General features: G+C 51.8%; 25 protein-coding genes. 12 read left to right on the forward strand and 13 right to left on the reverse strand.

The window, feature by feature from the left end:
* Positions 1 to 108: 108 nt before the first annotated feature.
* The 4 genes from M467_RS30560 to M467_RS30575 form a co-directional block, all read right to left on the reverse strand.
* The gene (locus M467_RS30560; RefSeq protein WP_021068042.1) at positions 109 to 783 is read right to left on the reverse strand and encodes an LrgB family protein; all 675 of its coding nucleotides are present in this window, start codon (positions 781 to 783) and stop codon (positions 109 to 111) included.
* On the reverse strand, positions 780 to 1,136 hold the full coding sequence (locus M467_RS30565; protein WP_021068043.1) for a CidA/LrgA family protein: 357 nt from the start codon (positions 1,134 to 1,136) through the stop codon (positions 780 to 782). The genes M467_RS30560 and M467_RS30565 overlap by 4 nt, the downstream gene beginning before the upstream one ends.
* A gap of 205 nt (positions 1,137 to 1,341) precedes the next feature.
* Positions 1,342 to 4,485: an efflux RND transporter permease subunit gene (locus M467_RS30570; protein ID WP_021068044.1), complete on the reverse strand. Its 3,144-nt coding sequence runs from the start codon at positions 4,483 to 4,485 to the stop codon at positions 1,342 to 1,344.
* A gap of 24 nt (positions 4,486 to 4,509) precedes the next feature.
* A complete protein-coding gene (locus M467_RS30575) occupies positions 4,510 to 5,082 on the reverse strand; it encodes a TetR/AcrR family transcriptional regulator (RefSeq protein WP_021068045.1) in 573 nt (190 codons plus the stop codon).
* A gap of 228 nt (positions 5,083 to 5,310) precedes the next feature.
* On the opposite strand from M467_RS30575, the gene M467_RS30580 reads away from it, so the two are divergent.
* From M467_RS30580 to M467_RS30590, 3 genes are all read left to right on the forward strand, one after another.
* The gene (locus M467_RS30580) at positions 5,311 to 6,381 is read left to right on the forward strand and encodes a Fe(3+) ABC transporter substrate-binding protein (protein WP_021068046.1); all 1,071 of its coding nucleotides are present in this window, start codon (positions 5,311 to 5,313) and stop codon (positions 6,379 to 6,381) included.
* Positions 6,382 to 6,515: 134 nt separating this feature from the next.
* Positions 6,516 to 8,153: an ABC transporter permease gene (locus M467_RS30585; protein ID WP_021068047.1), complete on the forward strand. Its 1,638-nt coding sequence runs from the start codon at positions 6,516 to 6,518 to the stop codon at positions 8,151 to 8,153.
* Positions 8,153 to 8,860: an ABC transporter ATP-binding protein gene (locus tag M467_RS30590; protein WP_021068048.1), complete on the forward strand. Its 708-nt coding sequence runs from the start codon at positions 8,153 to 8,155 to the stop codon at positions 8,858 to 8,860. The genes M467_RS30585 and M467_RS30590 overlap by 1 nt, the downstream gene beginning before the upstream one ends.
* A gap of 46 nt (positions 8,861 to 8,906) precedes the next feature.
* Here M467_RS30590 and M467_RS30595 read toward each other — a convergent pair whose 3' ends face one another.
* The 3 genes from M467_RS30595 to M467_RS30605 all read right to left on the reverse strand — a co-directional run bounded on the left by M467_RS30595 (position 8,907) and on the right by M467_RS30605 (position 12,071).
* Positions 8,907 to 9,803 (reverse strand): class F sortase, encoded by an 897-nt coding sequence (locus tag M467_RS30595; RefSeq protein ID WP_021068049.1) that lies wholly within the window; start codon positions 9,801 to 9,803, stop codon positions 8,907 to 8,909.
* A 20-nt stretch (positions 9,804 to 9,823) separates the two neighbouring features.
* Positions 9,824 to 11,164, reverse strand: a complete 1,341-nt coding sequence (locus M467_RS30600; RefSeq protein ID WP_021068050.1) for a globin family protein — start codon at positions 11,162 to 11,164, stop codon at positions 9,824 to 9,826.
* 82 nt (positions 11,165 to 11,246) lie between these two features.
* Positions 11,247 to 12,071, reverse strand: coding sequence for a helix-turn-helix domain-containing protein (locus M467_RS30605; RefSeq protein WP_338041860.1), 825 nt, complete (start codon positions 12,069 to 12,071; stop codon positions 11,247 to 11,249).
* A 69-nt stretch (positions 12,072 to 12,140) separates the two neighbouring features.
* Here M467_RS30605 and M467_RS30610 point away from each other — a divergent pair, with 69 nt between their 5' ends.
* The gene (locus M467_RS30610) at positions 12,141 to 13,790 is read left to right on the forward strand and encodes a glycoside hydrolase family 13 protein (RefSeq protein ID WP_021068052.1); all 1,650 of its coding nucleotides are present in this window, start codon (positions 12,141 to 12,143) and stop codon (positions 13,788 to 13,790) included.
* A gap of 103 nt (positions 13,791 to 13,893) precedes the next feature.
* Positions 13,894 to 14,400: a flavodoxin domain-containing protein gene (locus tag M467_RS30615; RefSeq protein ID WP_021068053.1), complete on the forward strand. Its 507-nt coding sequence runs from the start codon at positions 13,894 to 13,896 to the stop codon at positions 14,398 to 14,400.
* On the opposite strand, the gene M467_RS30620 is transcribed toward M467_RS30615, so the two are convergent.
* Entirely contained in the window at positions 14,364 to 15,962 is a 1,599-nt protein-coding gene (locus tag M467_RS30620) for a glycoside hydrolase family 55 protein (protein ID WP_021068054.1), read from the reverse strand. The two genes, M467_RS30615 and M467_RS30620, sit on opposite strands and share 37 nt — an antisense overlap.
* A 267-nt stretch (positions 15,963 to 16,229) precedes the next feature.
* Here M467_RS30620 and M467_RS30625 point away from each other — a divergent pair, with 267 nt between their 5' ends.
* From M467_RS30625 to M467_RS30640, 4 genes are all read left to right on the forward strand, one after another.
* On the forward strand, positions 16,230 to 16,430 hold the full coding sequence (locus M467_RS30625; RefSeq protein ID WP_016507985.1) for a cold-shock protein: 201 nt from the start codon (positions 16,230 to 16,232) through the stop codon (positions 16,428 to 16,430).
* 126 nt (positions 16,431 to 16,556) lie between these two features.
* A complete protein-coding gene (locus tag M467_RS30630) occupies positions 16,557 to 16,970 on the forward strand; it encodes a pyridoxamine 5'-phosphate oxidase family protein (RefSeq protein ID WP_021068055.1) in 414 nt (137 codons plus the stop codon).
* A gap of 191 nt (positions 16,971 to 17,161) precedes the next feature.
* Entirely contained in the window at positions 17,162 to 17,665 is a 504-nt protein-coding gene (locus tag M467_RS30635; protein WP_021068056.1) for a DoxX family protein, read from the forward strand.
* Positions 17,666 to 17,747: 82 nt separating this feature from the next.
* Entirely contained in the window at positions 17,748 to 18,044 is a 297-nt protein-coding gene (locus tag M467_RS30640) for a DUF3817 domain-containing protein (protein ID WP_021068057.1), read from the forward strand.
* Between the two features lie 22 nt (positions 18,045 to 18,066).
* Here the strand turns inward: M467_RS30640 and M467_RS30645 are convergent, their stop codons facing one another.
* Positions 18,067 to 19,320, reverse strand: coding sequence for an MFS transporter (locus M467_RS30645; protein ID WP_021068058.1), 1,254 nt, complete (start codon positions 19,318 to 19,320; stop codon positions 18,067 to 18,069).
* Between the two features lie 110 nt (positions 19,321 to 19,430).
* On the opposite strand from M467_RS30645, the gene M467_RS30650 reads away from it, so the two are divergent.
* Positions 19,431 to 20,621 carry a helix-turn-helix domain-containing protein gene (locus tag M467_RS30650; RefSeq protein WP_021068059.1) on the forward strand — a complete coding sequence of 397 codons (1,191 nt, stop codon included), beginning with the start codon at positions 19,431 to 19,433 and terminating at the stop codon, positions 20,619 to 20,621.
* 4 nt (positions 20,622 to 20,625) lie between these two features.
* Here the strand turns inward: M467_RS30650 and M467_RS30655 are convergent, their stop codons facing one another.
* Both M467_RS30655 and M467_RS30660 read right to left on the reverse strand, forming a co-directional pair.
* On the reverse strand, positions 20,626 to 21,633 hold the full coding sequence (locus M467_RS30655; RefSeq protein WP_021068060.1) for a S66 family peptidase: 1,008 nt from the start codon (positions 21,631 to 21,633) through the stop codon (positions 20,626 to 20,628).
* A 63-nt stretch (positions 21,634 to 21,696) separates the two neighbouring features.
* Positions 21,697 to 22,023, reverse strand: coding sequence for a winged helix-turn-helix transcriptional regulator (locus M467_RS30660; RefSeq protein ID WP_021068061.1), 327 nt, complete (start codon positions 22,021 to 22,023; stop codon positions 21,697 to 21,699).
* Positions 22,024 to 22,129: 106 nt separating this feature from the next.
* On the opposite strand from M467_RS30660, the gene M467_RS30665 reads away from it, so the two are divergent.
* The gene (locus M467_RS30665; RefSeq protein ID WP_031200453.1) at positions 22,130 to 22,930 is read left to right on the forward strand and encodes a VOC family protein; all 801 of its coding nucleotides are present in this window, start codon (positions 22,130 to 22,132) and stop codon (positions 22,928 to 22,930) included.
* Positions 22,931 to 22,943: 13 nt separating this feature from the next.
* Here the strand turns inward: M467_RS30665 and M467_RS30670 are convergent, their stop codons facing one another.
* Entirely contained in the window at positions 22,944 to 23,936 is a 993-nt protein-coding gene (locus M467_RS30670) for a 5'-3' exonuclease (protein ID WP_021068063.1), read from the reverse strand.
* Positions 23,937 to 24,128: 192 nt separating this feature from the next.
* Positions 24,129 to 25,451: a hemolysin family protein gene (locus M467_RS30675; protein ID WP_034797473.1), complete on the reverse strand. Its 1,323-nt coding sequence runs from the start codon at positions 25,449 to 25,451 to the stop codon at positions 24,129 to 24,131.
* A 192-nt stretch (positions 25,452 to 25,643) separates the two neighbouring features.
* On the opposite strand from M467_RS30675, the gene M467_RS30680 reads away from it, so the two are divergent.
* Positions 25,644 to 26,441 carry a glucose 1-dehydrogenase gene (locus M467_RS30680; protein ID WP_021068065.1) on the forward strand — a complete coding sequence of 266 codons (798 nt, stop codon included), beginning with the start codon at positions 25,644 to 25,646 and terminating at the stop codon, positions 26,439 to 26,441.
* Positions 26,442 to 26,450 lie beyond the last annotated feature (9 nt).

A 26,450-nucleotide genomic window follows, 5' to 3' on the forward strand; every position in this document is an offset into this window, starting at 1 on the left:
CTGTGCTCATTTAGTTTAGCATGAGAGCCGTTTTGAAAAGTATCGAAATTGTTTGAAAATAAAAAGAGAGGCACGATGGCCTCTCTTCGTGCCCGATTTCTTCCCGAATCAAAACAGAAGAGGAAGTAGAAATGGCAACACAAATGACGTAAAGATGGCAGACAGACCCATCGCGGCCCCACCTGTCGCACCGGATAATGGGTGTTCCGTCGCGGCTTGAGCCGTCCCGATGCCGTGGCTGAGCGTCCCGAGCGCAAGTCCGCGCGTGAACGGGTCGGTCACGTTGAAGCGCGTGAGAATTATCGGACCGAGCATGGCCCCGAGGATCCCACAAGCGACGGCGACCGACGCGGCGAGTGCGGCGTCACCTTGTAGTTGCCGCGCCAATTCTAAGGCAATCGGTGACGTCACTGATTTGACGGACAAGGCGAGCAAGACGTGATCCGTCAATTTGAGCGCGGTCCCTAACCCGACAGCGACGAAAATCGTCGACAGCGTCCCGAGTATAATGGCCCCGAGCGCCCGTTTCGCACGCGCGAGCAAAATGGGCAAGTTGCGATAGAGTGGTAATCCGAGTGCGACCGTTGCTGGTCCAAGCAGCGTCGTGATGGCGTCTCGAGCCGGGACGTACGTGTCGTACGTCTGTCCGGACAAGAGCAAGATGACAATCAATGTCGCTGTACTCAAGAAGACGACGTTTGTGAAGGGGGACGCCCATTTGAACGATAGTTTGCGGCTCAACATGTAGACGCCGATGGTGACGAGCACCCAAAATAATGTCATGATGCCTCACCTCGTCTTCCAGAGATGAGTGCGGTGACGATGAGGCCAACGAATAGACTGATGATCAAGGCGGCAAACAGTGGCACACCTTCCGCCTTCAATAAATCACTGTAAGACATGAGTCCGACCGCAATCGGGATAAAGAAGAAAGCGAGATGCTTTGTCAAAAAACCAGCGCTGTCTTCAATCCATTCGACACGGATCAGTTTGGTCATCAATAAGAGCAGTAAGAGGACCATTCCGATGACGCTTCCAGGAACTTTTAAATCAAGCGCAGCGACGATCCAATTGCCGAGTGCGCTCAAGCCAAACAAGAGCGAAAGGCCGATGATCCATTTGATGAGACGTTGCATATGTGACATCCTTTCGCGAATAAGTTCAAAACGTAAGAATCTTCTCAGACTTTGTGGGACAGGTCAAGGCAGAGCCTACTTCCCAACCGTGTGAGTCTCTTTTAAAGAGATTCGACAAAAGACCAATCATTCATGTTCGATGAAGAAATTTTATAGAATGCAAAAAAAGAGAGTTGACCCCAAATCGGGTCAACTCTCTTTTCCGTTACACTTCTTTATTTTTACGGAACCGTGCGAAGAACTCATACACGATTGGGACGATGAGGAGCGTCAACAGCGTCGAACTTGTCAGTCCGCCGATGACGGTCACACCGAGACCTTTCGAGATCAAGGCGCCGCCTTCAAGGCCGAGGGCGAGCGGTGCGAGGGCACCAATCGTCGCGAGAGCCGTCATGAGGATCGGACGGAGACGCGTACCGGCTGCTTCGAGCAAGGCATCGCGTGTCGAGAGACCGGCCGCTTCTTTATGAATGACGCGGTCAATCAAGACGATGGCGTTCGTGACAACGATCCCGATCAACATGAGCGCACCGATTAAGGCAGATACCGAAATCGTTTCGCCTGTGATGAGGAGAGCGACAAGTCCCCCGATAATCGCGTAAGGGAGCGAGAATAGGACGACGAACGGCGTGACGGCACCACCGAACGTGATGACGAGCACCAAGTAGACGATGGCGACGGCCGCGAGCATGGCGAGACCGAGCTGGGTGAACGATTCTTGAATCTGTTCAGTGACCCCACCGACGTCATACGAGACACCAGTCGGGAGTTCGATGTCAGACACACGTTCCTCGATGGCAGCCGAAGCTTCCGTCGCTTTGTCGGTGCTGAGCTCGACGTTGACGCGAGCAAGGAGCTTCCCGTCACGTTGGACGAGCGTATCCGGTGTCGTGCCTTCCTCGACTTCGATGAAGTCCGAGATTGGGCGAGGGCCGAACGGTGTCGTCACTTCTTGTTCCTGCAAGTCTTCAATGCTGTCGTACGTGACTTGTTCCGTCGGAATGATGACGTCGAGCTGCTTGTCATCGATCGTCACGGTCGAAAGCGGACTTTCTTGCGCTTGGAACTGTCCAATCGTCTGGGCGAGCTGAGCGGCCGAGACACCTGCCTCAGCAGCAGCTTGCTGGTCGACGTTGAACGTGTATTGAACGTACGATTCGCGAAGGTCAGACGTTGCTTGACGGACGTAATCCGTCTCTTCTTCAATCGTCTCAATGAATGTCGGGACGATTGCTTCAAGCTCTTCAAGTGAGTTGGCATAGACGTTATACGTCACACCGCTCGTTCCGGCGCCGCCGGCGAAGTCTTGTTCTTTCCACTCACCGCCTGAGGCGAGTTCATTCAAGCGTTCGACGTCGGCGATTTTGACATCGGCGAAATCTTCCGTGTCCGGATCGTACTGGACGATGAAAATTCCTTGTTTGTTGTTCCCGGGGTTAAGCGGGTTCTCGCCACCGACCGTGAATTGAACGTCGGTCGCGTTCGCTTGCTCTTCCATGAAATACGTCTCGGCGATTTCGGCCGCCGCAATCGAATCATCAAGCGTTTGGCCCGGTTCTGGGTCGAACGTGACGTAAAGCGTCTTCTCAGACTCTTGGTTCAAGAAGTTGACCCCAATGGCTGGGACGAGGGCGAAACTTCCGATTAAGAGAAGCGTCGCTAATCCAAAGACGACGAGTTTATGGTTGAGCGACCAGTTGAGGACGCCGCGATACCATTCGGCGAGCTTCCCTGGTCCTTCTTCCGGTTTCAATTTGTCGCGGTTCTTAAAGAACGAGTCGGCCATCATCGGTACGACCGTGATCGCGACGAGTAGCGACGCGAGCAAGGCGAAGACGACGGTCAAGGCGAACGGTAAGAACAGCTCGCCGACGAATCCTGTGACGAAACCGAGCGGCAAGAAGACGGCGATCGTGACGATTGTCGACGACGCGATCGGAATGAACACTTCCTTCGTCGCAGCGATAATCAGTTCTTTGCCGCGCAATGTCTCGTTCGGACGTGTGAGGCGACGGTAAATGTTCTCAATGACGACGATGGAGTCATCGACGACCCGCCCGATGGCGACGGTCATCGCGCCGAGCGTCATGATGTTGAGCGTGATGTCGAGCTGTTTCAAGACGATCAACGCCATCAAGAGCGAGAGCGGGATGGAGATGACCGCAATAATCGTCGAGCGGAAGTTACGAAGGAACACGAGAATAATCAAGATGGCGAACAGACCACCGAGTAACGCTTTCGACACCATCGTCTCGACCGATTCTTCAATCGGTTGGCCTTGGTCGAGCGTGACTGTGACGTTGGCCGTGTCATAGTCGGCTTCGAAGTCGGCGAGCACATCTTTGACGGCGTTGACGACATCGACGGTGTTCGCGTCTTGCGTTTTCGTCACTTGAATCCCGATGGAACGTTCCCCGTTCGACCGTGAAATCGATTCCTCGACGCCGCGGTCTTCAATCGTCGCGAGTTCGCTCAAGGCGACGGTCGGTACGGTTGTCGGGACGTTGGCAGGTGGGACGGCACCTGGCACTTCAGTCGGGACTTGTGGGGTCTCGCCAGTCGGAAGTTCCGTTGGCGCACCTGGCACCGGCTGTTCCGTTTGTGCGGGTGAATACGGAATTTGGAGGTCGCGGAACGCTTCGAGCGTCTCCGACTTCCCGTCGATGACGACGGCTTGTTCCGTATCACCGAGTTCATATAGGCCGAGCGCGATGCGGGCATCGTTCGCTTGAATCAACTGTTTGACCGTGTCTTCCGTCAAGTTGTATTCGGCGAGTGCCTCCTCATCGAACTGAAGTTCGACACGACGAATCTCTTGTCCGGCGATTTGGACGGTCTGAGCGCCTTCGACCCCTTCAAGGGCCGGTTGCAACTCATCTTCGACCAATTTCGTCAATTCGGCCAAATCGAGACTCTCATCTGAGACGGCTGCCCCGATGACCGGGAATGCGTCAAAGCTGAGACGCGACACTTGCGGGTCTTGGACGGATTCCGGCAACTCGACGTTGCTGAGCGCGTCTTTGACGAGTTGTTCAGCTTCTTCCATATCGGTGCTGAAATCGTAATCGATTTGAATGTTTGAAGCGTTCTGGAACGAAGACGATCGAACTTGTTCGACGCCGTTCAAGCTCTTCAAGCGCTCTTCGAGCACGGTGCTCACTTCATCGAGCACTTGTTCAGGTGAAGCACCTGGGTAAATCGTCGTCACCGAGACGGTCGGTGTCGTGATGTCAGGCAACGTTTCTAGTTTCATCGTCAAGCCGGCGAAAATTCCGGCGGCCGTCAAGATGATCGTCATCAACCAGACTGCGAACTTGTTGTTGACGGAGAAGGACGTGATTTTCTGCATGGGGTTCATTTCTCCTCTGATGGGTTAGTCTGTTTTACCCGAATCGATGTTCCGGGCTCGCTCGATCAAGCGAGCGATAATGTCTTGTTTTAGGGCGGGAGGGGCGATGCCGACGTTAAAGTGCTCGGACATCATCATCCCTTCGAGTGCATAACGGATAATCATCGTCTCGACGGGATCGCTCGTCTGTTGAAACGCTGCGAAGAACGTGTCGAGGTCGTGCTTCCACCGTTCGGCGTATTCCTGGTCGACAGCGAATAGCGTCAAGAAGGCAATCATTTTCTCGGCGTCGATGTGAATCGGTGAACGCTCGGGATGGAGTTTCGTCTCGTCAAACAGGCGAACGAACGCTTCGACAGGACCGTTGCCGTCGGCTTGAAGCGACTCGTACAACTCGTTTTGCTCGGTTTGGAGCCGTTCGACGATTGCGGTCAACAGCGCTTCTTTGGATGGATAATGATATAGGAGACCACCTTTCGAGACGCCAGCCGTCTTGGCGACTTCATCTAATGTAAGATGATGTACACCATGCTCCATGATGATATCCGTCGCGGCATCCAACAATTTCTGTTTCGTGATCATTGATCGGTTTGTCATGTCACGCCTCCTTTCTGTACCGACCAGACGGTTTGTTCTCTTTCACTATAGGGGGCTAGTCATTTTGAAGTCAAGACATGATGATGTTAAAACTGTTAAGTTATGTGTTTATAACTATGGTAAACGATTTCAAAAAAAGGTTGACGTGAGAATGATTATCAGTGATGATAGTAACTGAGAGTAATTATCATTACCAATATTAGAGACGAATAAGTGGGGGATTATGAAATGAACAAAAAGTACATGGCACTTGGCCTTTCGGCTGCGCTCACGACATCACTTCTTGCGGCTTGCGCCAGCACAGAAGAAACGACAACTTCAAGCGACAACGAGACAGCAGAAGAGTCAAAAGTCGTCAATGTTTACTCGAGCCGTCACTATGATGTAGATAAAGAGCTTTACAAGCAGTTCGAAGAAGAGACAGGCGTGAAAGTCAACGTCGTCGAAGGGAAAAGCGATGAGTTGCTCGAGCGTTTGAACACAGAAGGCGACAACACGGAAGCCGATCTCTTCATCACAGCGGATGCAGGGAACTTGTATCAAGCCAAAGAAGCGGGACATCTGCAAGCGGTCGATAGCGATGTGCTTGAGTCAAACGTCCCTGAGAAATACCGTGACACAGACAAAGAATGGTTCGGTCTCACGAAGCGGGCCCGTGTCATCGTCTACGCCAAAGACCGCGTGAAACCAGAAGACTTGTCAACGTATGAAGCACTCACAGAAGAACAGTGGAACGGCAAAGTTCTCGTCCGTCCGTCTGAGAACATGTACAACATCTCGCTCCTCGCCTCGTTCATCGAAGTGAACGGTGTCGACCAGGCAAAAGAGTGGGCGAAAGGTATGGTCAATAACTTTGCACGCGACCCACAAGGAAACGACCGTGACCAAGCGAAAGCAGTCGTGGCCGGTGAAGGTGATGTCGCCATCATGAACACATACTATATGGGTCTCATGTTGAACTCGGAAGACGCGGAAGAGAAGAAAGTGGCTGAGCAACTCGGCGTCTTCTTCCCGAACCAAGACACGACGGGGACACACGTGAACATCTCAGGAATCGCGATGACAAAAGCATCGAAGAACTCAGATAACGCGAAGAAACTCATGGAATTCATGTCTGATCCGTCAGCACAAGAACAGTTCGCTAGCGCGAACTATGAGTATCCGGTCAACGAATCGGTTGAACCGAACGAACTCCTCCAATCATGGGGTGAGTTCAAAGAGCAAGACATCAACCTCTCGGCACTTGGAGAACATCAACAAGAAGCCATCCGTCTCTTCAACGAAGCGGGCTGGAAATAAGAAGACTTCGGCTTGAACAAACGTTCAGGCCGAAGATTTTTGCGTTTCTCGACACGCTAGCGGTACAACGAGAGCGTTGAACCTGATATGATGGGACAGGAAGTGACTGAACGAAAGAACGGGAGTTGTACGACATGAACTGGTACGCGCTGAAACGACAACTGAATGGATGGGCCATCCTCAGCTTTATCGCGCTGGTGTTCATCGTCCTGCCAGGCGTCGTCGTCTTGGTCGAACTGTTCGCACCGGTCAACGACAACTGGCAACACATCCGCGAGTACTTGTTACCGACTTATGTGCGCAATACGCTGTTCATCATGCTCGCGACCGGATTGTTGACGACCATCATCGGGACGAGCTTGGCTTGGTTCGTCACCGTCTATGATTTTCCGTTCCGTCGGTTCTTCAAATGGGCGCTCATCTTACCGCTCGCTATCCCGCCTTATATCGGGGGATACACGTATCACGGAATCTTGAACTATACGGGCGTCATCCAGACGACGCTGCGCAATGAGTTCGGCATCACCGTCGACCAGACGTACTTCAACATCATGACGATTCAAGGGACGGTGTTCATCTTCACGCTGTTCTTGTATCCATACATTTATACGATCACGCGGGCCTTCCTGCACAATCAATCGTCCTCGATGATTGAGAACGCCCGCATCCTCGGCCGCGGCTCATGGGACATCTTCTTCACCGTCGTCATCCCGATCTCGCGCGTCGCCATCATCGGTGGGGTCAGCCTCGTCTTGATGGAAGTATTGAACGACTATGGGGTCGTCAAATACTTCGGGATTCAGACGTTCAGCACGGCCATCTTCAGTACATGGTTCGGGATGAAAGATACGTCCTCGGCGCTCAAACTCGCCGGGACGCTCATGATTCTTGTTATCGCCATCTTGACGATGGAACGGCTCGTCCGGGGGCGGAAGCAGTTCAGCTATGCGACGACAAAAGTGAAGCCGCTCAAACCGAGACAATTGACCGGATGGCACCGCTACGCCGTGTTCGGCTATGTGGCGACCATCTTCGCCGTCGCGTTTCTCATCCCGTTCGTACAACTCGTCGCTTGGACGGTATTGACGTTCGAGCAAGTGTTCACGGCCGAGTTTTTCCGCCTCGTCTGGAACACGGTGAGCGTGGCGTTCATTGCGACCGTGATCATTCTCGTGTTCGCGCTCATCATCGCGAACTACACGCGCCTGTTCCCGTCGAACATGACACGCATCATCTCGAAAGTGACGACGCTCGGCTATTCGATTCCGGGAGCGGCCATCGCCATCGCCGTCATCACGTTGTTCTTGTTGCTCGATGAGTGGGTGCTGAACGTGGCGCTCGCCTTGGACTTAGGCCAGACATTCGTATTCAGAACGACACTCATCATGCTCATCTTCGCCTACGTCATCCGCTTCCTCGCCATCGGCTATAACTCGATCGAGAGTGGATTTGAGAAAGTTGGGAAATCATTCACGGAAGCGTCGCGCATGCTCGGGTGGGGGACGGTACAGACGTTCTTCCGGGTCGATATCCCGATGATTAAAGGGGCGATCATGAGCGCGTTCATCCTCGTCTTTATCGATATTATGAAAGAATTGCCGCTGACGCTGTTTTTACAGCCATTCAATTTTTCGACGCTCGCCACACAGGCGTTCAAATATGTCAGTGACGAGAAGATACATGAGGCCGCGCTCGCCTCAATCGTCATCGTGCTCATGAGCGGACTGTTGATCTTTGTGTTCCATAAGGTGCTTGATAAGGAGGCCGACTAATGTTTGTTCAAATCAACGATTTACACTTCAGCTATAAAGGTGCGCAAGCCGAGACGATTAAAGGATTCTCCATCTCGATCACGAAAGGTGAAATCGTCTCGCTTCTCGGTGACAGTGGTTCTGGGAAGAGTACGATTTTACGTCTCATCGCAGGGCTTGAGATGCCGAATCAAGGCGTCGTCGTCGTCAACGACTGTGTCTGTTGCGACGATTGCCAGTTCATGCCGCCTGAACAGCGTGGTGTCGGGATGGTGTTCCAAGACTATGCGCTCTTCCCACATATGACCGTTGAGAAGAACATCCGCTTCGGTCTGCATAAATTGAGCCGGAAGGAGCGGAACGAGCGTGTCGAAGAGATGCTGACGCTCGTAAACCTGTCCGAGTTCCGTCACCGCTATCCGTATGAGCTCAGTGGTGGTCAGCAACAGCGTGTCGCGCTCGCGCGTGCGTTGGCACCGAAACCATCGCTCCTCATCTTAGATGAGCCGTTCAGCAACTTGGACACGTCGCTCCAACATCGCATTCGGGACGATTTGCGCCGCCTCCTCAAACAGACGGGGACGACGACGATCTTCGTCACCCACGATGAAGAGGACGCGGAGGCGCTCGCTGACCGTATCGTCTATCTCGGAGAAGGCAAAATCAAAAAACAAATCATGACGGAGAACAATAAGACGTTCAACCCGCAGATTCCATGCTTCGTGTAAAACGTAAGAACCCGCAGACATAAATCGTCTGCGGGTTCTTTTGTAGTTACTTCGTCTCTTGAGAAGGACTCGACTCGTTCCCGAGTTGATCGATCGCTGTCACATAATAAGTTGCCTGCTCGTTCGTGACTTCGATGCTCTTCCGGGCGTGCGACGGGATACTTTCGATATGTGTCGCTTCACCGTCGACCATTTCGTAGACACGATAGCCGATGACGGCGTCGTCACGGACGGCGTGCCACGTCAATAAGTTCCCGCGGAGTTCGACGCTCGTTGGTGCGTCGAGTTCGACTTCGGTATTGATTTCGGTATCGACAAGTTCGGTATAGACGACGAACCGCTCGTCGTAACCGCCGTCACCGAACGTACCGGAACACGTGATCAAGTTCAAATGTCGACTCGAGGTCGCTCCGAAGATGTCTTCAATTGGTGCGTTTTTCGTATCATAACTCTCTGTTTTTGTGACACGAAACGTCAACGTGTTGCCGTTCTCGTCGATAATCGTCACGGCATCGCCTTTCTTCAATTGATCAAGGTCATAGAAGACGGCAGGGCCAGTCTTGCTGTCGACGTGTCCTGCGATGACGGCATTTCCTTTACTACCAGGTTTGACGCCCGGCTCGAACCAACCGACTTGGTTCTCGTCTTTTGGGACGCCCATCTGTCCGTTGTCGAGCACACCGACTTGTTCGATTGCGGTGTCGACCTTGATTTTGGGAATTTGAAGTTGGACGGGTGTCGCGGCCTTGGCACTTTCCTCTTCCTCGGCTAATCGGAGCTTCTTCACCTCTTCCTGTAGAAGTGAGAATTCAGCCGATAAATCTGGGCTCTCCTCTATTTGTTTTTCTTCTACAGGTGGTGACGACGATTCTTGGGCGCTCGTCCACGTCCAGAAGCCAAAACAAAAGAGAGAGAGCGCCAGAAACAAATGGCGCTTGTTCATGGGGCTCCCTCCTTATTGAATTATTGTTCAGACACTTTACGGTTGCGAAGCGTTACAAAGGCGAGCAAGATTCCGCCAAGTACAGCAAGGCCAGCGTAGAGCGTGTTCATTGATTGTTCTTGTGCACCACCGAGACCTGTTTCAGGCATCTCTTCAGGCATTGTTGTTTCAGCGAACTTGTCAGGCATTTGTGTCACGATCGCGTTACCGAGTGTCTCACCAACACCGAACATGAACGCGTATCCTTCACGGAATGACATCCAAGCGGCATCCGCGTCACCAGCTACATACTGATCGAACGTTTGAAGCACGAGGGCCTCATGTTGTTTGATGGCTTCTTGGCCAGCTTCTTGTGGCAAGTTACCTTCTGTCGCTGCATCGAGGAATGTGCTGAAATCGACAGCGAACTGGTCGAGCTTCATGCGTGCTTCTTCAATTTTAGCTTCATCGCCTTCGAGTGTAGCGGCAACGATGTCACCTTGGGCTGTGATGTGGTTCCCGTTCCATACTTTTTCGAATTGGGCCGCACCTTCGTCACCGTAGACTGAACCGATGGCTGCTTTGAAATCGAGTGTGTTCTGATCTTCAGCCCAGCTCACGTAGTCGAAGTCTTCTGCTTGATCGTAGCCTTTTTGCATGCCGATTGCTGCGAGGGCGAAGTGTTCACCAGCAAGGCTGTTCAATGTTGAACGAAGCTCGACGGCTGGTGTGTCAGCAGCAGTTTCAAACTTGTCAGGCATCTGTGTGACGATTGCGCCTGAGAGGGCTTTACTGATGTCGAACATGAGCTTGTACCCTTCACGGTACGTCATGTATGCCGACTCGTAGTCACCTGCGACATAGTTGTCGAATACTGAGAGAACTTGGTCTTCGTGAAGCTCAAGTACGTCAGCAGCAGCGTCTTTCGGTAAGTTACCTTCTGTTGCTGCATCAAGGAATGTTGAGAACTCTTCGACGAATTCATCGACTTCAGCTTCTGCGTCAGCGCGAAGCTCTTTGTCTTCTGATTTAGCCGCTTCAACGAAGTCAGCTGAGTAGTCGTTGTGACCAGCGAAGATTTCTTCGAACTGGGCTGCGCCCTCATCTCCATAAATTGAAGCGATGGCCGGTGTCATGTCGAGTGCGTTTTGATCGAGTGCCTTCATCGCGACTTCAGCGTCTGGTGCTCCATCGTAAGCTTTCATCATCGATGTGACAGCTAAGACGTAATGCTCAGACAGTAATTGGTCGAGCGTGGCTCGTAAGTCACCTGCTGGTGTGCTTGCTGTCGGCGCGTGATCCGCTGCCTGTGCATTCAATGGTACGAGTAAGCCGAGTGCGAGTGCCGGTGCTACAATCTTGTTCATTGTTTTCTTCTTCATGGGTAATCGCTCCTTTTTTTGAGTGGTTGTCGTTGTTTACACCCATCTAACGGAGCGGTTCAAAAAATGGATCACTCTTTTTTTATTTTTTTTCGTTTTTTTGTTGAAGTGTGCGATAGACCCCTGGTGCGACGCCATATTTTCGTTTAAAGATACGATGAAAATATGGATAGGAGCGGAATCCGGACAGCTCGGCAATCCGTTCGAGAGAGTGTTGGGTATACTGCATCTGTTCTTCGGCGAGCTGGAGTCGAATCGATTGAGCATAGGCGACAATCGTCATACCGGTCACTTCTTTAAATAAGTGGACGGTCCGCGATACACTGAGCCCGACCGCGTCGGCGACGTCCGCCACTTTGAAGTCGCTTGTAACATTTCCTTCTATATAACGCATCATGCGTGACACGACAGGTGGTCGCACGTTTGCTTGCACTTCTTGGACTGAACGGTCGAGCATGAGGAGCAAGGCTTCAATCAGTGTTTCAATCAAGTCCGGACTTTGTTCAGTCGTCGGGCGTCGCGCCTCTTCGGTGATATGCTGCCAGAGTGACAACAAACGAGGGTCGATCGAGATGGACGTGATGCGAGAACGATCGACCGCCATCCACCATGCATCGAGGGTCGGACCGTCACAGAAAAGATGATAATCCCCGCTTGCCGGGGTATCGACATGCAGTTCGTACTCGTCACCAGGTTTAACGAGCAACAGGTCGCCAGGCCGTGCCGTATACGTCTTCCCATTGACGACGATGCGCGCCGTGCCTTCTGTCTGCAAGCGAATCAAATACGTCTCCAATCGATTGGGAAAAGGAAAAGTATAGGTCGTTGTATGATACGAATAGCCACAAAAGCCAATTTCCATCGAATCATCCTTTCTTAATAGCAAAATCGTGCATATTTTCATCATATCATGGATAGAAATCAAGGCGACGAGCGGGTACGATGAAATCGACAGAACGTATGAGGAGGATGAAACATGAAACAATGGTGGAAAGAAGCGATCGTCTATCAAATTTACCCGCGTAGCTTTAATGACTCGAACGGTGACGGGATTGGGGACATCCCTGGAATCACCGAGAAGATGTCGTATTTGGCGGAACTCGGCATCGATGTCATCTGGCTATCGCCGGTGTACGATTCACCGAACGACGACAACGGATACGACATCCGCGATTACCGGGCCATCATGGATGAGTTCGGAACGATGGACGATTTCGATGCGATGCTCGAAGAAGCACATCGTCACGGCATCAAAATCATGATGGACCTCGTCGTCAACCATTCGTCGGACGAACACCAATGGTTCATGGAGTCGCGCTCCTCAAAAGACAGCCCGTACCGGGACTACTACATTTGGAAAAAAGGCGAGAACGGTCAGCCGCCAACGAACTGGGGCGCTTTCTTCGGAGGGAGTGCGTGGCAATACGATGAGGCAAGCGACGAATACTACTTGCATCTGTTCAGCAAAAAGCAACCAGACTTGAACTGGGAGTCAGAGACGTTGCGCCGTGAAGTATACGATTTGATGACGTACTGGCTCGATAAAGGAGTCGACGGTTTCCGAATGGACGTCATCAACATGATCTCGAAAGATCCGAGCTATCCAGACGGCGAGACGCGTGGGACGGGTTATGGGGACGGCACACCGTTCTTCTTCAACGGGCCGCGCATTCACGAGTTCATGCAGGAGATGAATCGTGAGGTCTTGTCGAAATACGATACGATCACGGTCGGTGAGATGCCGGGCGTCAGCGTCGACGAGGCGAAGCTTTATACGGGAACAGACCGTGACGAGTTGAACATGGTGTTCCATTTCGAACACGTCGACGTCGGCAACGGCAGTTTCGGCAAATGGAATCCGACGGACTGGAAGTTGACGGACTTGAAGACAATCTTCTCGCGTTGGCAAGAAGGTCTTGAAGAAGATGGCTGGAACAGTCTCTACTGGAGCAACCATGATCAACCGCGAGCCATCTCACGGTTCGGGAACGACTCGGACGAATATCGTGTCGTCTCCGGTAAGATGCTGGCGACGCTCCTGCACATGTTGAAAGGGACGCCTTACATTTATCAAGGTGAAGAGTTCGGGATGACGAACGTGGCGTTCGACTCGATCGATGAGTACCGCGATATCGAGACGCTCAACGCGTATCGTGATTACACGACGAACGGACTGTTGACGCATGATGAGATTTTCCGCGGCATTCACGCACGTGGGCGCGACAACTCACGGACGCCGGTCCAGTGGTCGGCCGAGGCGCAAGGCGGATTCACGTCCGGCACGCCTTGGATCGGGGTCAACCCGAACTATGTGACCGTCAACGCGGAAGCGGCACGACGCGATCCGGACTCGCTCTTCCATTACTATCGCCAATTGATTCAGCTCCGGAAACAACATCCGATTGTCGTTTACGGGAAGTATGAGTTGTTGCTGCCGGACGATGAAGCGGTATACGCCTTCACACGTATGTTCGAAGGCGAGACGTGGCTCGTGCTCTGCAACTTCTCAGCTGAAACGGTGACGCGGGAGCTGCCGTATGACGTGACAGAACGCGTCATCGGCAACATGGAACCGATCGAGCCGTTCACGCTTCGTCCGTACGAAGCGCAAGTGTATAAAGTGTGACGAAAAAAACTCGCCTCCGTGGCGAGTTTTTGTTGTGTCGTTAGTAAAGATGACCCGTTTCGGGAATAGGGATAGTAGAGTCTGACCGAAAGGGGGAAACACGATGAATACGTTAATTGCTTATTCGACCCGCTACGGGACGAGTGAGAAAGTCGCCCATCTGTTGGCGGAGCGGCTTCCGGGAGACGTCCACATTCAAAACGTGGTTGAAGCACCGGACGTCGAGTGGGGGACGGTCGACCATGTGATTGTCGGCAGCTCAATCCGGATGGGTAAAATTCAAGACGAGATGACGGCTTGGCTGCACATCAACGAAGCTCAATTGCTCAAACGACCGCTCGGCCTTTATTTATGTGCCGGTACGCCGACCCCAGCCGAACGACAACGGGAGCTCGAGGACGCGTATCGAGAAGTGTTGCGTGCACACGCTTATTTTGTCGAGGTCGTCGGCAACGGCTATGATTTCGAGCGGATGGGCTTTCTCGACAAAGCCATCGTCCGCATGATGGCAAAACAGACGGTGAGTTCGCTCAATTTAGACGAGACGATGCTCGATGAACTCGTCGAGGCGGCTCAAACCTCGTTGCGTACGCGATCTGAGAACCCGTAAGCAAACAAGTCGTGAGCCGCGATTGGACTACTCGTGGAGATGAGCACATCTCCACTTTTTTGTTCGCCTTCGATTCGCTGGAGCGTAATATTCGTCAACTGGCCACCAATTTTCAATGCGACCGGGGCCGAGTTGCGACAGATAACGTCCTCGATCGTGACGTGGTCGGTCCGGTTATCGCCGCCGAACAGTTCAATGTCGGCCCGACCCGATGCAAATCCGCTCGTCGCAATCCGTTTCAAACGTACGTTGCGAGATTTATATTGGACGGCGAGGGCTGGATTGGCGCGATAATCGTAATCCGGATTGCCGATGGCCGTAAATCCATGAATCAATACGTCCTGATACGCCGACACGACGAGGCTGCGTGCCGAAGATTTCGTATACAGCTTTGAGCGGACCGGTTCCATCGACACGAGATTCGTGCCCGACAGGAAGCGGGCCGTCTTCGACTGCGGGTCATCGGCCAAGTGATGGCTGATGTGCCGGAAGTTAAACGAGCGATTGTCGTGATACGAGAAGTGTCCGAATATGTGGACGTCGTGAGCGGCTGAAGACGTCCCATGCGCTTTCACTTCGACGCCCCCGAAACAACCTTCGCTCATATTATTGACGAGTGTGACGTGGCGCGACCCGTCATCAATCTCGATTCCGTTCGAGTTCGAGAAGCCATGGGCGTGGGTCCGTCCGTGTGGATGATGGCAGTAACAGTTCGTGATATAGAGGGCGTCGCTATGATGGGTCGTAATGCCGTCGTCTCCGTAATTCGTTGCTTCGCAATGGTCGAGCCACACGTACCGGCTCCCTTTTTTGGCGCGAAGCCCGTCCCCTAAATAATGATAATGAGGAGATGTGATGTCGAAGGCATGCAGTCCCGCGTTTTTCGCCGTGACATGGTGAATCCAACCGAATTTGACGTGCGCGAACGTCAACGCGCTCGAAGCGGTATCGCCACTCGAGGTCCGGTCGACGTCACCGAGGCGCTCCACGTTCCAGTCGAGCGTCAAATGTGCGACTTCGATATGGTGGTTTCCGGCGAACGGAGTTGCATTTCGAAGCAACCGCCGATGTTTCGGAGCTCGGTCCGAGAGCTTGATGATCGTTTCCTGCTGGCTTGCCCCTTCAAGCACACAGTTCGACGGGATGCGGATGCCGCGGACGACATACACGCCGGCCGGCACGTGGACGTGGCGGTTCGACCGGAGGGCGAGCCGGAAAGCGAGCGTGCAATCCGTCAAACCATCCCCGACGGCCCCGTAGTCGGTGACGTCGACATGTTGGCGTGTCGCTTGTCTCAAGTTCAAGTGCTCGGCATCGAGCCGGCGCATCCACACCGGGCGGACGATTCCATCGACCGTCTCGAGCGGCAAGGAACTTGTCACTGGAACGATGCGTTCAGTCATCGGCAGGTGAGAGAGATAGGTTTTCGCTTGGTCGGGATAGTGGGCCTGTCGTGTCGTCTCATGCCAATCAAGTGTTTCTTTCAATAGATCACCGAGCGCCCAGTTCGAATGGTGGGCGATGGTGGCAGCGATATTCGAGCGATCAATGTATGCGGTCATATGGTTCATCCTCCTAGCGTTCACTACAATTGAATGTACCCGTTTTAAAAGTATTTTTAGCAAACCGAAGTATTTAGTAGACAGAAGCATTTATCCATGGTATATTCTATATGTGCTTAATTAAGAATAGCTGGAAACATAATTCACAAAACGCTTTGGATTATTTTTCGTTTAAGATAATCCTAGAGGTTTGTGATTTTTTATTGGTCAGTTTTTTCTAGTAAGGCACTACTAGAACGCACAGCGTTTATTTCAGGAGGGTTCATTATGAACACAGGTAAAGTAAAATGGTTTAACTCAGAAAAAGGTTACGGCTTCATCGAAATGGAAGGCGGAGACGACGTATTCGTACACTTCTCAGCAATCCAAGGCGACGGCTTCAAGACACTTGAAGAAGGCCAAGCAGTAACTTTCGAAATCACTGACGGAGCTCGTGGACCACAAGCTTCTAACGTTGAAAAAATCTAATCTTCCTTTCTAAGGAATTTTATAACCTGCTCGCTTCGGCGAGCAGGTTTTTTGTTGTCCGCGTGTTTAATCACTTGTCCCAGGGGAATCAATATACGAGTGACTACCACAAGGAGGTTTTTCAGAATGGATGCAATGCAAACGGCAAGACAGATTTTAGATCATAGTAACGTGGGCACGATGGCGACGGTCTATAAAGGCAAGCCGCATAGCCGTTATATGACTTTTTTCCATGATGAGCTGACACTCTACACGGCAACATCGAAAGACACGGATAAAGTCGATGAACTGAAGAACAATCCGTATACGCATATTCTGATTGGCTATGACGGCGATGGCGTCGGGGACACGTATCTCGAGATTTTGGGGGAGACGACGGTATCCGATGACGAATCGATGAAAGAAAAAGTATGGAACGAGAAACTAGAAGGCTGGTTCGACGGTCCAGATGATCCAAAACTCGTCATCTTAAAAATCTCGCCGCAATCGATGCGCGTGATGAATAAAAAAGGACAGCCGCCTCAAGAAGTGAACCTGTAATTCAAACAAAGACGTCCCGAGTGGGCGTCTTTTGTAATTGACCAATTTCCAAAAAGTGACTGACCTGTGACACACATATGAACGAAACGTGAACTGTTGTCCTAACCTATGTGAAAAGATGAACATGGATGGTATATTGTGAATGTAATCACATATAAGTCATCATTCACTCATTCTAAGGAGGAATTATCATGTTCACAAAATTTTGGCAGAACCACAACGTCGCCACCGGTATTTTGACAGTCCTTCGCGTCTGGCTCGGCTATCACTGGCTCACAGCAGGTTGGGGCAAGATCACAGGCGGATTCGGTTCAGAAGGTTTCCTCAATAACGCACTGACACTGGCGACAGGCGATCACCCAGCTGTAGCCGGTTGGTGGGCAGCATTCCTTGAAAACTTCGCCATCCCGAACGCAGCCTTGTTCGATGTGTTGATCCCATACGGGGAGTTCCTAGTCGGTCTTGGACTCTTGGTTGGTGCCCTCACACGTAGCGCAGCCTTCTTCGGTCTCGTCATGAACATGGCGTTCTTGCTCTCAGGTACGGTCAGCACGAACCCGACGATGTTGATTGTCTCAGTCCTTATTCTCGTCGCGGGCTACAATGCTGGGAAACTTGGGGTCGATGGGTTGTTCCTTCGCAAGTTCGTGGAAACAAAAGTCATGCATCGTTCACCAAATCGTCAAATAGCGTAACGACTTTATGACGTTCTCCTGTGACAAACATCACCTCTTTCGGCTACGATGGACGTAGCATCGATTGAAAAGGAGAACGAATATGAACGCGACACGTTTTAAATGGCTCGGATACACAGAGGGGATGTCTTTCTTACTCTTGTTGCTCATCGCGATGCCGCTCAAGTACTTGGCGGGCATGCCGCTTGCCGTCAGCATCGTCGGCGCGGCCCACGGTTTCTTGTTCGTCGCTTATGTGGCGGCAGCCGTCTATATGGCATGGCGTTTCAACTGGGGCTTCAAAGTGTTGGTCCTCGCTGTCATGGCATCCGTTATCCCGTTCGGACCGTTCTTGTTAGAGAAACGAGTCCTTCCATCTACAGAAAAGACATCGAACTGAATCGTTCGATGTCTTTTTGCGTTCACGCACTTTCTGCTTTCGCTGACACAGCGGCTTTTTCGGCAGTTATGTCGTGCCGGATCCGATACATCGCGAACAACGTGATGGTGAGCAGGCAGAGCATGCAAATCGTATAGAGTGAAGCGACCGGCATCCATTCGCTCAATAGGCCAAACACGATGAATCCGAATGGTGTGATGCCCATGGCGAGGGATTCGAGAACACCGATCACGCGACCGAGATAACTTGGTTCCGTGTTCGTCTGTAAATAGAGCTGAATGGGGATATTGATGCGGATGATGAAGAATCCGCTTAATAAGGCGAAACCAGCGAAGAAGACGATAGCTGGTGTGACTGAGAAGTCAAAATAGAGCGGGACGGCCGGTCCGATAAAGAGGCAACTCATAATGATCAGCGCGGTTCGGGTCGTGGCTAGCCGATGCTTGATTTGAAAGACCGGCAACGCATGGGCGAGCGAGGCGACTAAAAATCCGACGGCGAACATGCTTTCTAAAAAGCCGAACTGGAGCGGACTGACGCCGATTTCTTGTAGGGCGGCAATCGGGAATAGTACTTCTGCCGCAACGAAGAAGAAGTTGAGCAATGCTGCTAAAAGGGTCAACGTCCAAAGTACGTGCTGGCGTTTCAAATAGTGGAAGCCAGATCGGACCTCGTTCCAAGTCGATTGGTCGGAAGAAACGCGTTCATGTGTTTGGAATGTGAGGCGCGAGGCGACAAGGGCGGCGATGATAAACAAGAGCGACGAACTGAACAAAAATGCCGAGACGGGCAGCAAAGTGAACAGAGCCCCGGCGAGCAGCGGCGTGCCGATGCTTGAGATGGAAATGGTGCTTTGAATAAGCGAGTTTGCGCGTTGGAGCCCGTCTTCGTCAAACAAGAGCGGAATCGAACTCGACAACGTGACCGATAAGAAAGTCGAGACGACAGAGAGCAGACATGTGATAATCAAGAAAGCAGGGACGCCGAACGTCCAGACGAGACTGGCGATTCCAGCAGCTAAAAATAATAAGGCATTCACCGACTCCATCGTGATAATCACACGTTTGCGATCCAGTTTGTCGGCGAATGCTCCGGCAAACGGTGATAAAAGCACACGCGGCACTGTACCGGCGAGTAAGACGAGGGCGAACTGTAGTCCTGAGCCGGATGTTGTCAGGACGGTCAATCCCGCGACGAACGTGAAAAGACTGGATGCAAACAACGACATGAATTTTCCGAGCAACAATACATACAAGTTTGATGAGGTGGTCGTCATATCGATTCTCCTTTACAGTTAAGTTCAACCTGATTTAACTTTATAATAAGTGATGACGACCGATTTGTACACAATAAGTTCAATTAAATTTAACTTTTAAGAGGTGGCCTATGATTGGACAACGGATTAAAGCGTTACGAAAAGAAAAAAAGTTGACGCAAAGTCAACTCGCAGAAGGCATCATCACAAAATCGATGCTCAGTATGATTGAGAACGGCAAAGCAGAGGCGTCGATGCGCAGCCTTCGTGAAATCGCGAAACGACTGGACGTGTCGGTGCAGTCATTGCTCGTCGATCCGCGCGAGGTGGAACTACAGAAAATTGTTGAGGAGATTGAATATGCGCAATTGACGCTTGATCAGTGGACTGAGAAAGCTACGCATGAAGCACTCACTCCGTACCTAGAGCCTGAGATGAACTCAGTATGGCAAGGTCGTGCCTATATCATTATGGGAGACCAATTGAGATATAGCGACAAACGGGCCGAATTGTTAACGTTTTATGAGCGTGCCATTACCTTATTTGAGCGACTTGGGGAAAGAGATGAGCTAGCGATGGCGCTTGTTGGGAAAGCATTTTATCACATTTTATGGAATGAGTTTGAGGAAGCTAGCGCGCAAATCGATCGGATGGAATGGTTAGATGTGCGAAATATGTCTTCGAGAACCCGAATCGAATATGCGATGCTACTCGTTATGAAAGAGCTGACGTATGAAGGCGATTTGTCAGGAGCAATTCGTCATTTAGATGCTGCCCTCGTTCATATGCACCAGACGAGAACATATTATCGAGCGGACGATGTATATCGGACCATCGCGTTATGTTCGCTGTATTTGAAGGACGAACAACGAATCGATGAAGCATTTGTGAAAGCGAGACAATACATTCAGTTCACTGACGATCACGTCGCAAAAGTAAGACTCGCATTGTCAGAAGCTCTCTATGCCATCCATTATCGTCGTGTCGAACACCTAGGGCGACACATCGAAGAAATGGAACGACTGCTAGCTGAAGATTACCCATTCATCGCCGCGATTGAAATGTCAAAAGGCGTCTACTATGCGATGAAAGGGGACAAAGAAGCAGGGGACAAGGCGTTCGACCGTCTATGGGAAGGAATGGATGATTGGAAGGCACATAGTTTGATTGACCAGGCCGTGTATTTCGAAGGTGTGCTGATTGGGGCGAGCTATGGATGTGGGGAGAAGTTAATCCCGTTTATACGTGAAGCCGTCGAAAAGCTCCCAGAAGGATTCTACCGGACGCATTTGACTGAACTATTACAAAAAATCAAGGGCTGACGCGTCAGCCCTTGAACGTTTGAATAAGTGTCCCTTTGCCGTCCTCAACTTGAATCGAGGCGTGGGCACCGTTGACGAGTGTCATTTGCGGCGGGACGTGCCCGCAATCGATATCGTAAATGACAGGTACGTCGAGCAATTCCTGTAGTTCCGCATACACGTCTTCTGCCGTGTAGCCTTGGACGGGCTGTTGGGCCGCACTGCGCCCGAACAGAATGCCAGACGTATGATCGAACCAACCGGCCCACTTCATTTGAAGCAGGGTCCGTTTGAGTGCGGGAACATCGAGCTCGGCGTTCTCGAAATACCAAAGAATCGGCTCCCCGTCCAAATGGTTCTGTTGGAACGTCGCGACATCTCCATACGGTGTGCCGATCGTATGCAACAAGACATCGATACAGCCGCCGAGCAGTCGCCCGGTCGCCTCTGTCCCGCCGAGTGATTTCCACTCCGTCGGTTCGGTCAAATGATAGACGTGCGGGCTCGGGTTCTCATGCTGCCACTCTTTTTGGAACTGTTCCGAGGCGAGCTGGATGACCGTCTCGCCTTCTTTTGCGGATACGACATCGAGCCAACGCGAGCTTGTCGCGTCCCATTCTTCGCCGCGCAGGTCGACGAGGTTCGTCCCGTGGGCCGAGGCGATGCCGGTCTTGAGCGTATACACGAATAGGAATAAGCTGACGTCCGAATAGCCGAGCACCCATTTCGGTGGGAGCGTGTCCCACTCGATAGCGTCTAGCAACTCAATCAAGAGGACGCCGCCCCATGGCGGGATAATCAAATCGATGGCGTCATCGTGGAACAACCGCGTCAATTCATCGGCCCGCACTTCTGCTGGTGCCGATTTTGCTTTGTCTTGTGTCCAGACCGATGGCTCGAATTGGAGCGTGAACCCGTGGCGGGTGAACGTCGCCTCGGCCTCATGGAGTAGTCCATGTAATTCAGCGGGAACGCCAGACGAAGGGGCCGTCACACCGAAGTGATGTCCGGTCAATTGTGGATAACGAATCATGTGAGCCTCCTGTGGATAAGTGATAGATGGGAATGCGGAAACGGGTTATCCACATGTGGACAATTATTTTTGACGCATACGTTCTGCGTGTTGGATGCCCCAAGCGTTCATCGTCTCGAGCACCGGAATCAACGTCTTCCCATACTCGCTCAAGCGATAGTCCACACGAGGCGGAACTTCGGGATAGACGGTGCGGATGATGATGTCTTGCTCCTCTAAATCGCGAAGCTGTGCCGTCAAAATCTTTTGACTGATATTTGGGAGCGAGCGTTTCAATTCGCTGAACCGTAACGTGTCTCCATTAATGAGCGCGAGTAAAATCGACGGTTTCCATTTCCCCGTGATCAACTCGAGCGCGGTATCGACTTCGCAACTTGAAATCAATGGCATCAGTCTCACTCCTCTCTACAGTATCCTTGAGGTAACTATACCACCTTTTTGTGCCGTCTTCTGTCGATTCTACTTAGCGGGTATACTGAGAAAGAGGTGATCAATGATGAACTTAACAAACATTAAACTCGGCGCCGTCACATTGCGCGTCAACGATTTAGAAACGATGAAAGCATATTATGAGCGCGTCATCGGAATGGATGTACTCGAGACGTCAGAACATCGCGTCACACTCGGAACGAAGGAAATGGCGCTCGTCGTCTTACATGAAGTGAGCGGCGTGCGTCCAAATCCACGAACAGCTGGCTTGTTCCATATGGCGATTCTATTGCCAAACCGCGTCGAACTCGGACGGATTCTCCGTCATTTGATTGAACAACGGATTGAAGTCGGACAAGGAGATCATTTGGTCAGTGAGGCGTTCTATTTGAGCGACCCGGAAGGTAACGGCATCGAGCTCTACGCCGATCGTCCCCGCGAGCAGTGGGAATATGAAGCGAACGGTCATGTGAAGATGTCGACGGACCCAGTTGAATATGAATCGATGCTCGAGGCGGCGGCCGACCGTCCGTTCACGGGCCTTCCGAATGGGACGACGATGGGGCATGTCCACTTCAAAGTACGTTCCCTAGAAGCGGCAAAATTATTCTATCAAAATCGTCTCGGTTTCAAGGTGACGACCGATTCGTATCCGGGCGCCTTATTTTTAGCGGCCGACGGGTATCATCACCACATCGGCGCGAACGTCTGGGCCCGACCAAGCCAGCCGATGGGACAAGAGGCCGGTCTGGAGGCGTGGACGCTCTTGGTCGATACGGCCACGAATCGCGAACTCGGCGGGACGACATCGGAATGGTCGCTCACCGATGACGACGGCATCACGGTCAATATAAAAAGCGTGGACTAATGTCCGCGCTTTTTTAGCGTGCTGAAATTTTCTTTTGACTTGAATCAAACGAGAGGCGAATGCCGCGCTTTTGATACGCTTGTTCGACACGTTTTGAATTGATACTGAGCTCAAGATGAGCGAGTTTCAAGTGTTCAAGTTCTGGCACCGTGACATCGAGACGGACGAGCTCCATGTTGCGCTCGGCCTTTTTACGTGTGCGTCTCAAGTTACGGGGCACTTCTTCTGACGTCAGTGCCGCGATCGTTTCATTGATCAATTGTCGTTTGTCGCCTTTGACGCTGAGCGCCGTATAGAGCTTATCGAGCGAACCGAAGCGTTTGATTAACTGGACCGATTGACTTTCGTCTAATCCGGCCACAGGTGGAATCCCGTCTGAACGGTCTCCTGTCAATGCTTTGACTGCTGAGAGCTGTTTTGGCTTCAATCCCTCGTACAATGCCGCAATCTCCTCAGGGCGAATCTCGAGATGTCGCTTGAGCGGGAGTGGGCGATTGTCTTTGATGTCGCAACGAGCCTGCATTTGTTGCAGCTCTTGCGTTTGAAGCCAGACGGTGATGCGTGGGCTCACGAGCTGAAGCAAGTCCTTGTCTTTCGTCATAATGACGACAGGGGCGCTACAGCTGAACTTCCGAGCGATATGAGCAATCAAATCTTCACCTTCATAGCCTTCGACTTGATATTGCGGAATGCCGCTCTCTTCAAGCAATTGGCGCATGAGTTCCATTTGTGCTTTCAACTCGGGTGGTGTCTGGCGGCGACGGCGTTTATAGCCTGGATAGAGCTCGCGGCGCCATAATGTTTCACGTGAGACGTCCCACACGACGACGAAATGAGTCGGACGATGTCTGCGTAGAATCGTCCGGATGAGGCCGGTCATACCGATGACGGCACTCCGATCGTTTTTAGATACCTCGCGTCCTTTTTTCGTTCGGCTCGCGGCGGCACCATAGTAGGCACTGGCCAGCATGGAGTTTCCGTCAATTAAAAATAGTTTACGTTCCATGCGTAACCTTCTTTCTGTAGTTGTTGGACCGAACATTGATGAACTGTTCGGTGATGTTGTGTCAATGAGTGACACGCACTCAAATTAGCAACATATGTGCAGTATATCACGACAAGACATGAAAATATAGCGACAGTTCGACCGCTCCACGAAAAGCCCTCCCCGAAAAATCGGGGAGGGCGGTCCATTGAGTCAGTCGAGTTCAGGTTGAATCTCGTCTTTATGGGCTAAAATCAAATCGACGAAAACGACGCGGTGATTGTCGATTTCACGGACGATCAGTTCATGTTCGCCCGGTAAGACGAACCGTTCACCGGTGCGGGCATTCGCTTTTTGCGATAAGACGAAGCCGCCGATTGTATCGACGTCATCTTCGATTTCGATGCCGAACCGTTCTTCAATCTCTTGCGTCAAGACGAGACCGGACAAGCGGTAATGACCGGGTGTGACCTCGGTGATTTCAGCCTGTTCGTCACGGTCGAACTCGTCACGAATCTCTCCGACGATTTCCTCGAGGATGTCCTCGATCGTGAGAAGACCGGCCGTACCGCCGTACTCATCGATGACGAGACACATCATCGTCCGCGCGTTCTGCATTTTCACCATCGCTTCTTGGAGCGGTGTGAATTCCGTCACGAGCGGCAGTTGATGAATGAACGTCTCGAACGGGGCGTCACTTTTGACGAGTTGAGCGGTGAATAATTGTTTGGCGTTGATGAAGCCAAGCACGTCATCGCGGTCGCCATCACGTGTGACCGGATAGCGGGTGTATTGATGTTCTTGGACGGTAGCGATAATCGTCTCAATCGAGTCTTCTTCGTCGATGGTCACCATGTTCATTCGTGGGACCATCGCGTCCTTGGCGATTCGTTCGTCAAAGGAGAAGATATTTTGAACGTAGGCGAGCTCATTCTCGTTGATTTCTCCGCTGCGGAAGCTCTCGGTCATGATGATTTTAAGTTCTTCTTCCGAGTGCGCCGTCTCTTGCGCGGTCGTCTGCACGCCGAACAAGCGCAACGTCAACCGGGCTGTCCCGTTCAACACATGGATAAACGGATACAGTAATTTCGTGAAGAAATAGAGCGGTCGGGCGACGAGTAACGTCAAGCGCTCGGCTTCATGCACAGCAAGCGTTTTCGGGACGAGTTCCCCGATGACGACGTGTAAGAAGGCAATCAGCAAGAAGGCAATCAAGAAAGATAGGATGGTCGCGAGCGACGATGAGACGTTCAAGCGGTCGACGAGCGGTTGAATCATCCCTTCGATTTGGTCCGCGCCAATCCAGCCTAGCCCGAGGGCGGCGAGTGTGATGCCAAACTGTGAGGCCGATAGCGAGTCATCGAGATTCTCAATCACTTTCTTGGCGACAGAGGCCCGTCGGTTCCCTTCGAGCACAAGTTGGTCGAGTCGGGCACCGCGCACTTTGACGATGGAGAATTCGGCCGCCACGAAAAAGGCGGTCATAAAAATGAGCAAGGCGACGATCAATAAGCTGAGTAACATGGGACTGTCCAAAAATTCCCCCAAAAATCGGGGAGTCACCTCCATTAACGTTAAGTCGTATGTCGTTCAGAAGAAATCCTGAAAACGAATAGTTTGTTTCAGTATAGTAGATTTACCAAAAATATTCAAAAAACAGTCGGAAAGGTTTCACCAAGAGGGGAATGAGGGAACTACAAATCGAGAAGAGACGAAGGAGGAATTGATATGGCTAACTATCCAGAACTAAAAGGAAAAGTCGCGGTCATTACCGGAAGTTCGAAAGGACTCGGGCGAGCCATCGCGGAACGGTATGCGAAAGAAGGTGTCCATGTCGTCCTGAACTATCGCAGTAGCGAGGACGAGATGAACAAGGTCATTCAAGGCATCGAGGCCGCTGGCGGGAAAGCGGTCGCGGTCAAAGGGGACGTCGCGGAAGAGGATCTCGCCGAGAAGATGATTGAAACGGCCGTGTCTGAGTTCGGGAAGATGGACATCTTCGTCAACAACGCTGGCGTGCAGGTCGAGGCGAAGACGCACGAGATGGAGCTCGATAACTGGAAGAAAATCATCGATACGAATTTGACGGGTACGTTCCTCGGTGTGCGTGCCGCCCTCAAATACTTTGTCGACCACGAGATTCAAGGAAACATCATCAACATGTCATCGGTGCATGAAGTGATTCCACGTTCAGGCTATACGCATTATGCGGCGAGTAAAGGTGGCGTGAAGATGTTCACGAAATCGGTCGCCCTCGAGTACGCACCGAACAAGATTCGTGTCAACGGCATCGCGCCAGGTGCCATCGATACACCAATCAACGAAGAGACGATGCAAGACCCTGAAGAGAAGAAAGGGCTAGAGGCACTTATCCCGACCCATGAAATCGGACGTCCGGAACAGATTGCGGCCGTTGCGGCATGGCTTGCTTCAGATGAGTCATCGTACGTTACCGGTGCAACGATTTTCGCGGACGGGGGCTTGTCGCTCTATCCATCCTTTGGTCCTGAAAATAAAGTGCAATGACAACAGGGA

Origin of the sequence: Exiguobacterium chiriqhucha RW-2 (assembly GCF_000416965.1) — a bacterium.
GTDB lineage: Bacteria > Bacillota > Bacilli > Exiguobacteriales > Exiguobacteriaceae > Exiguobacterium > Exiguobacterium chiriqhucha.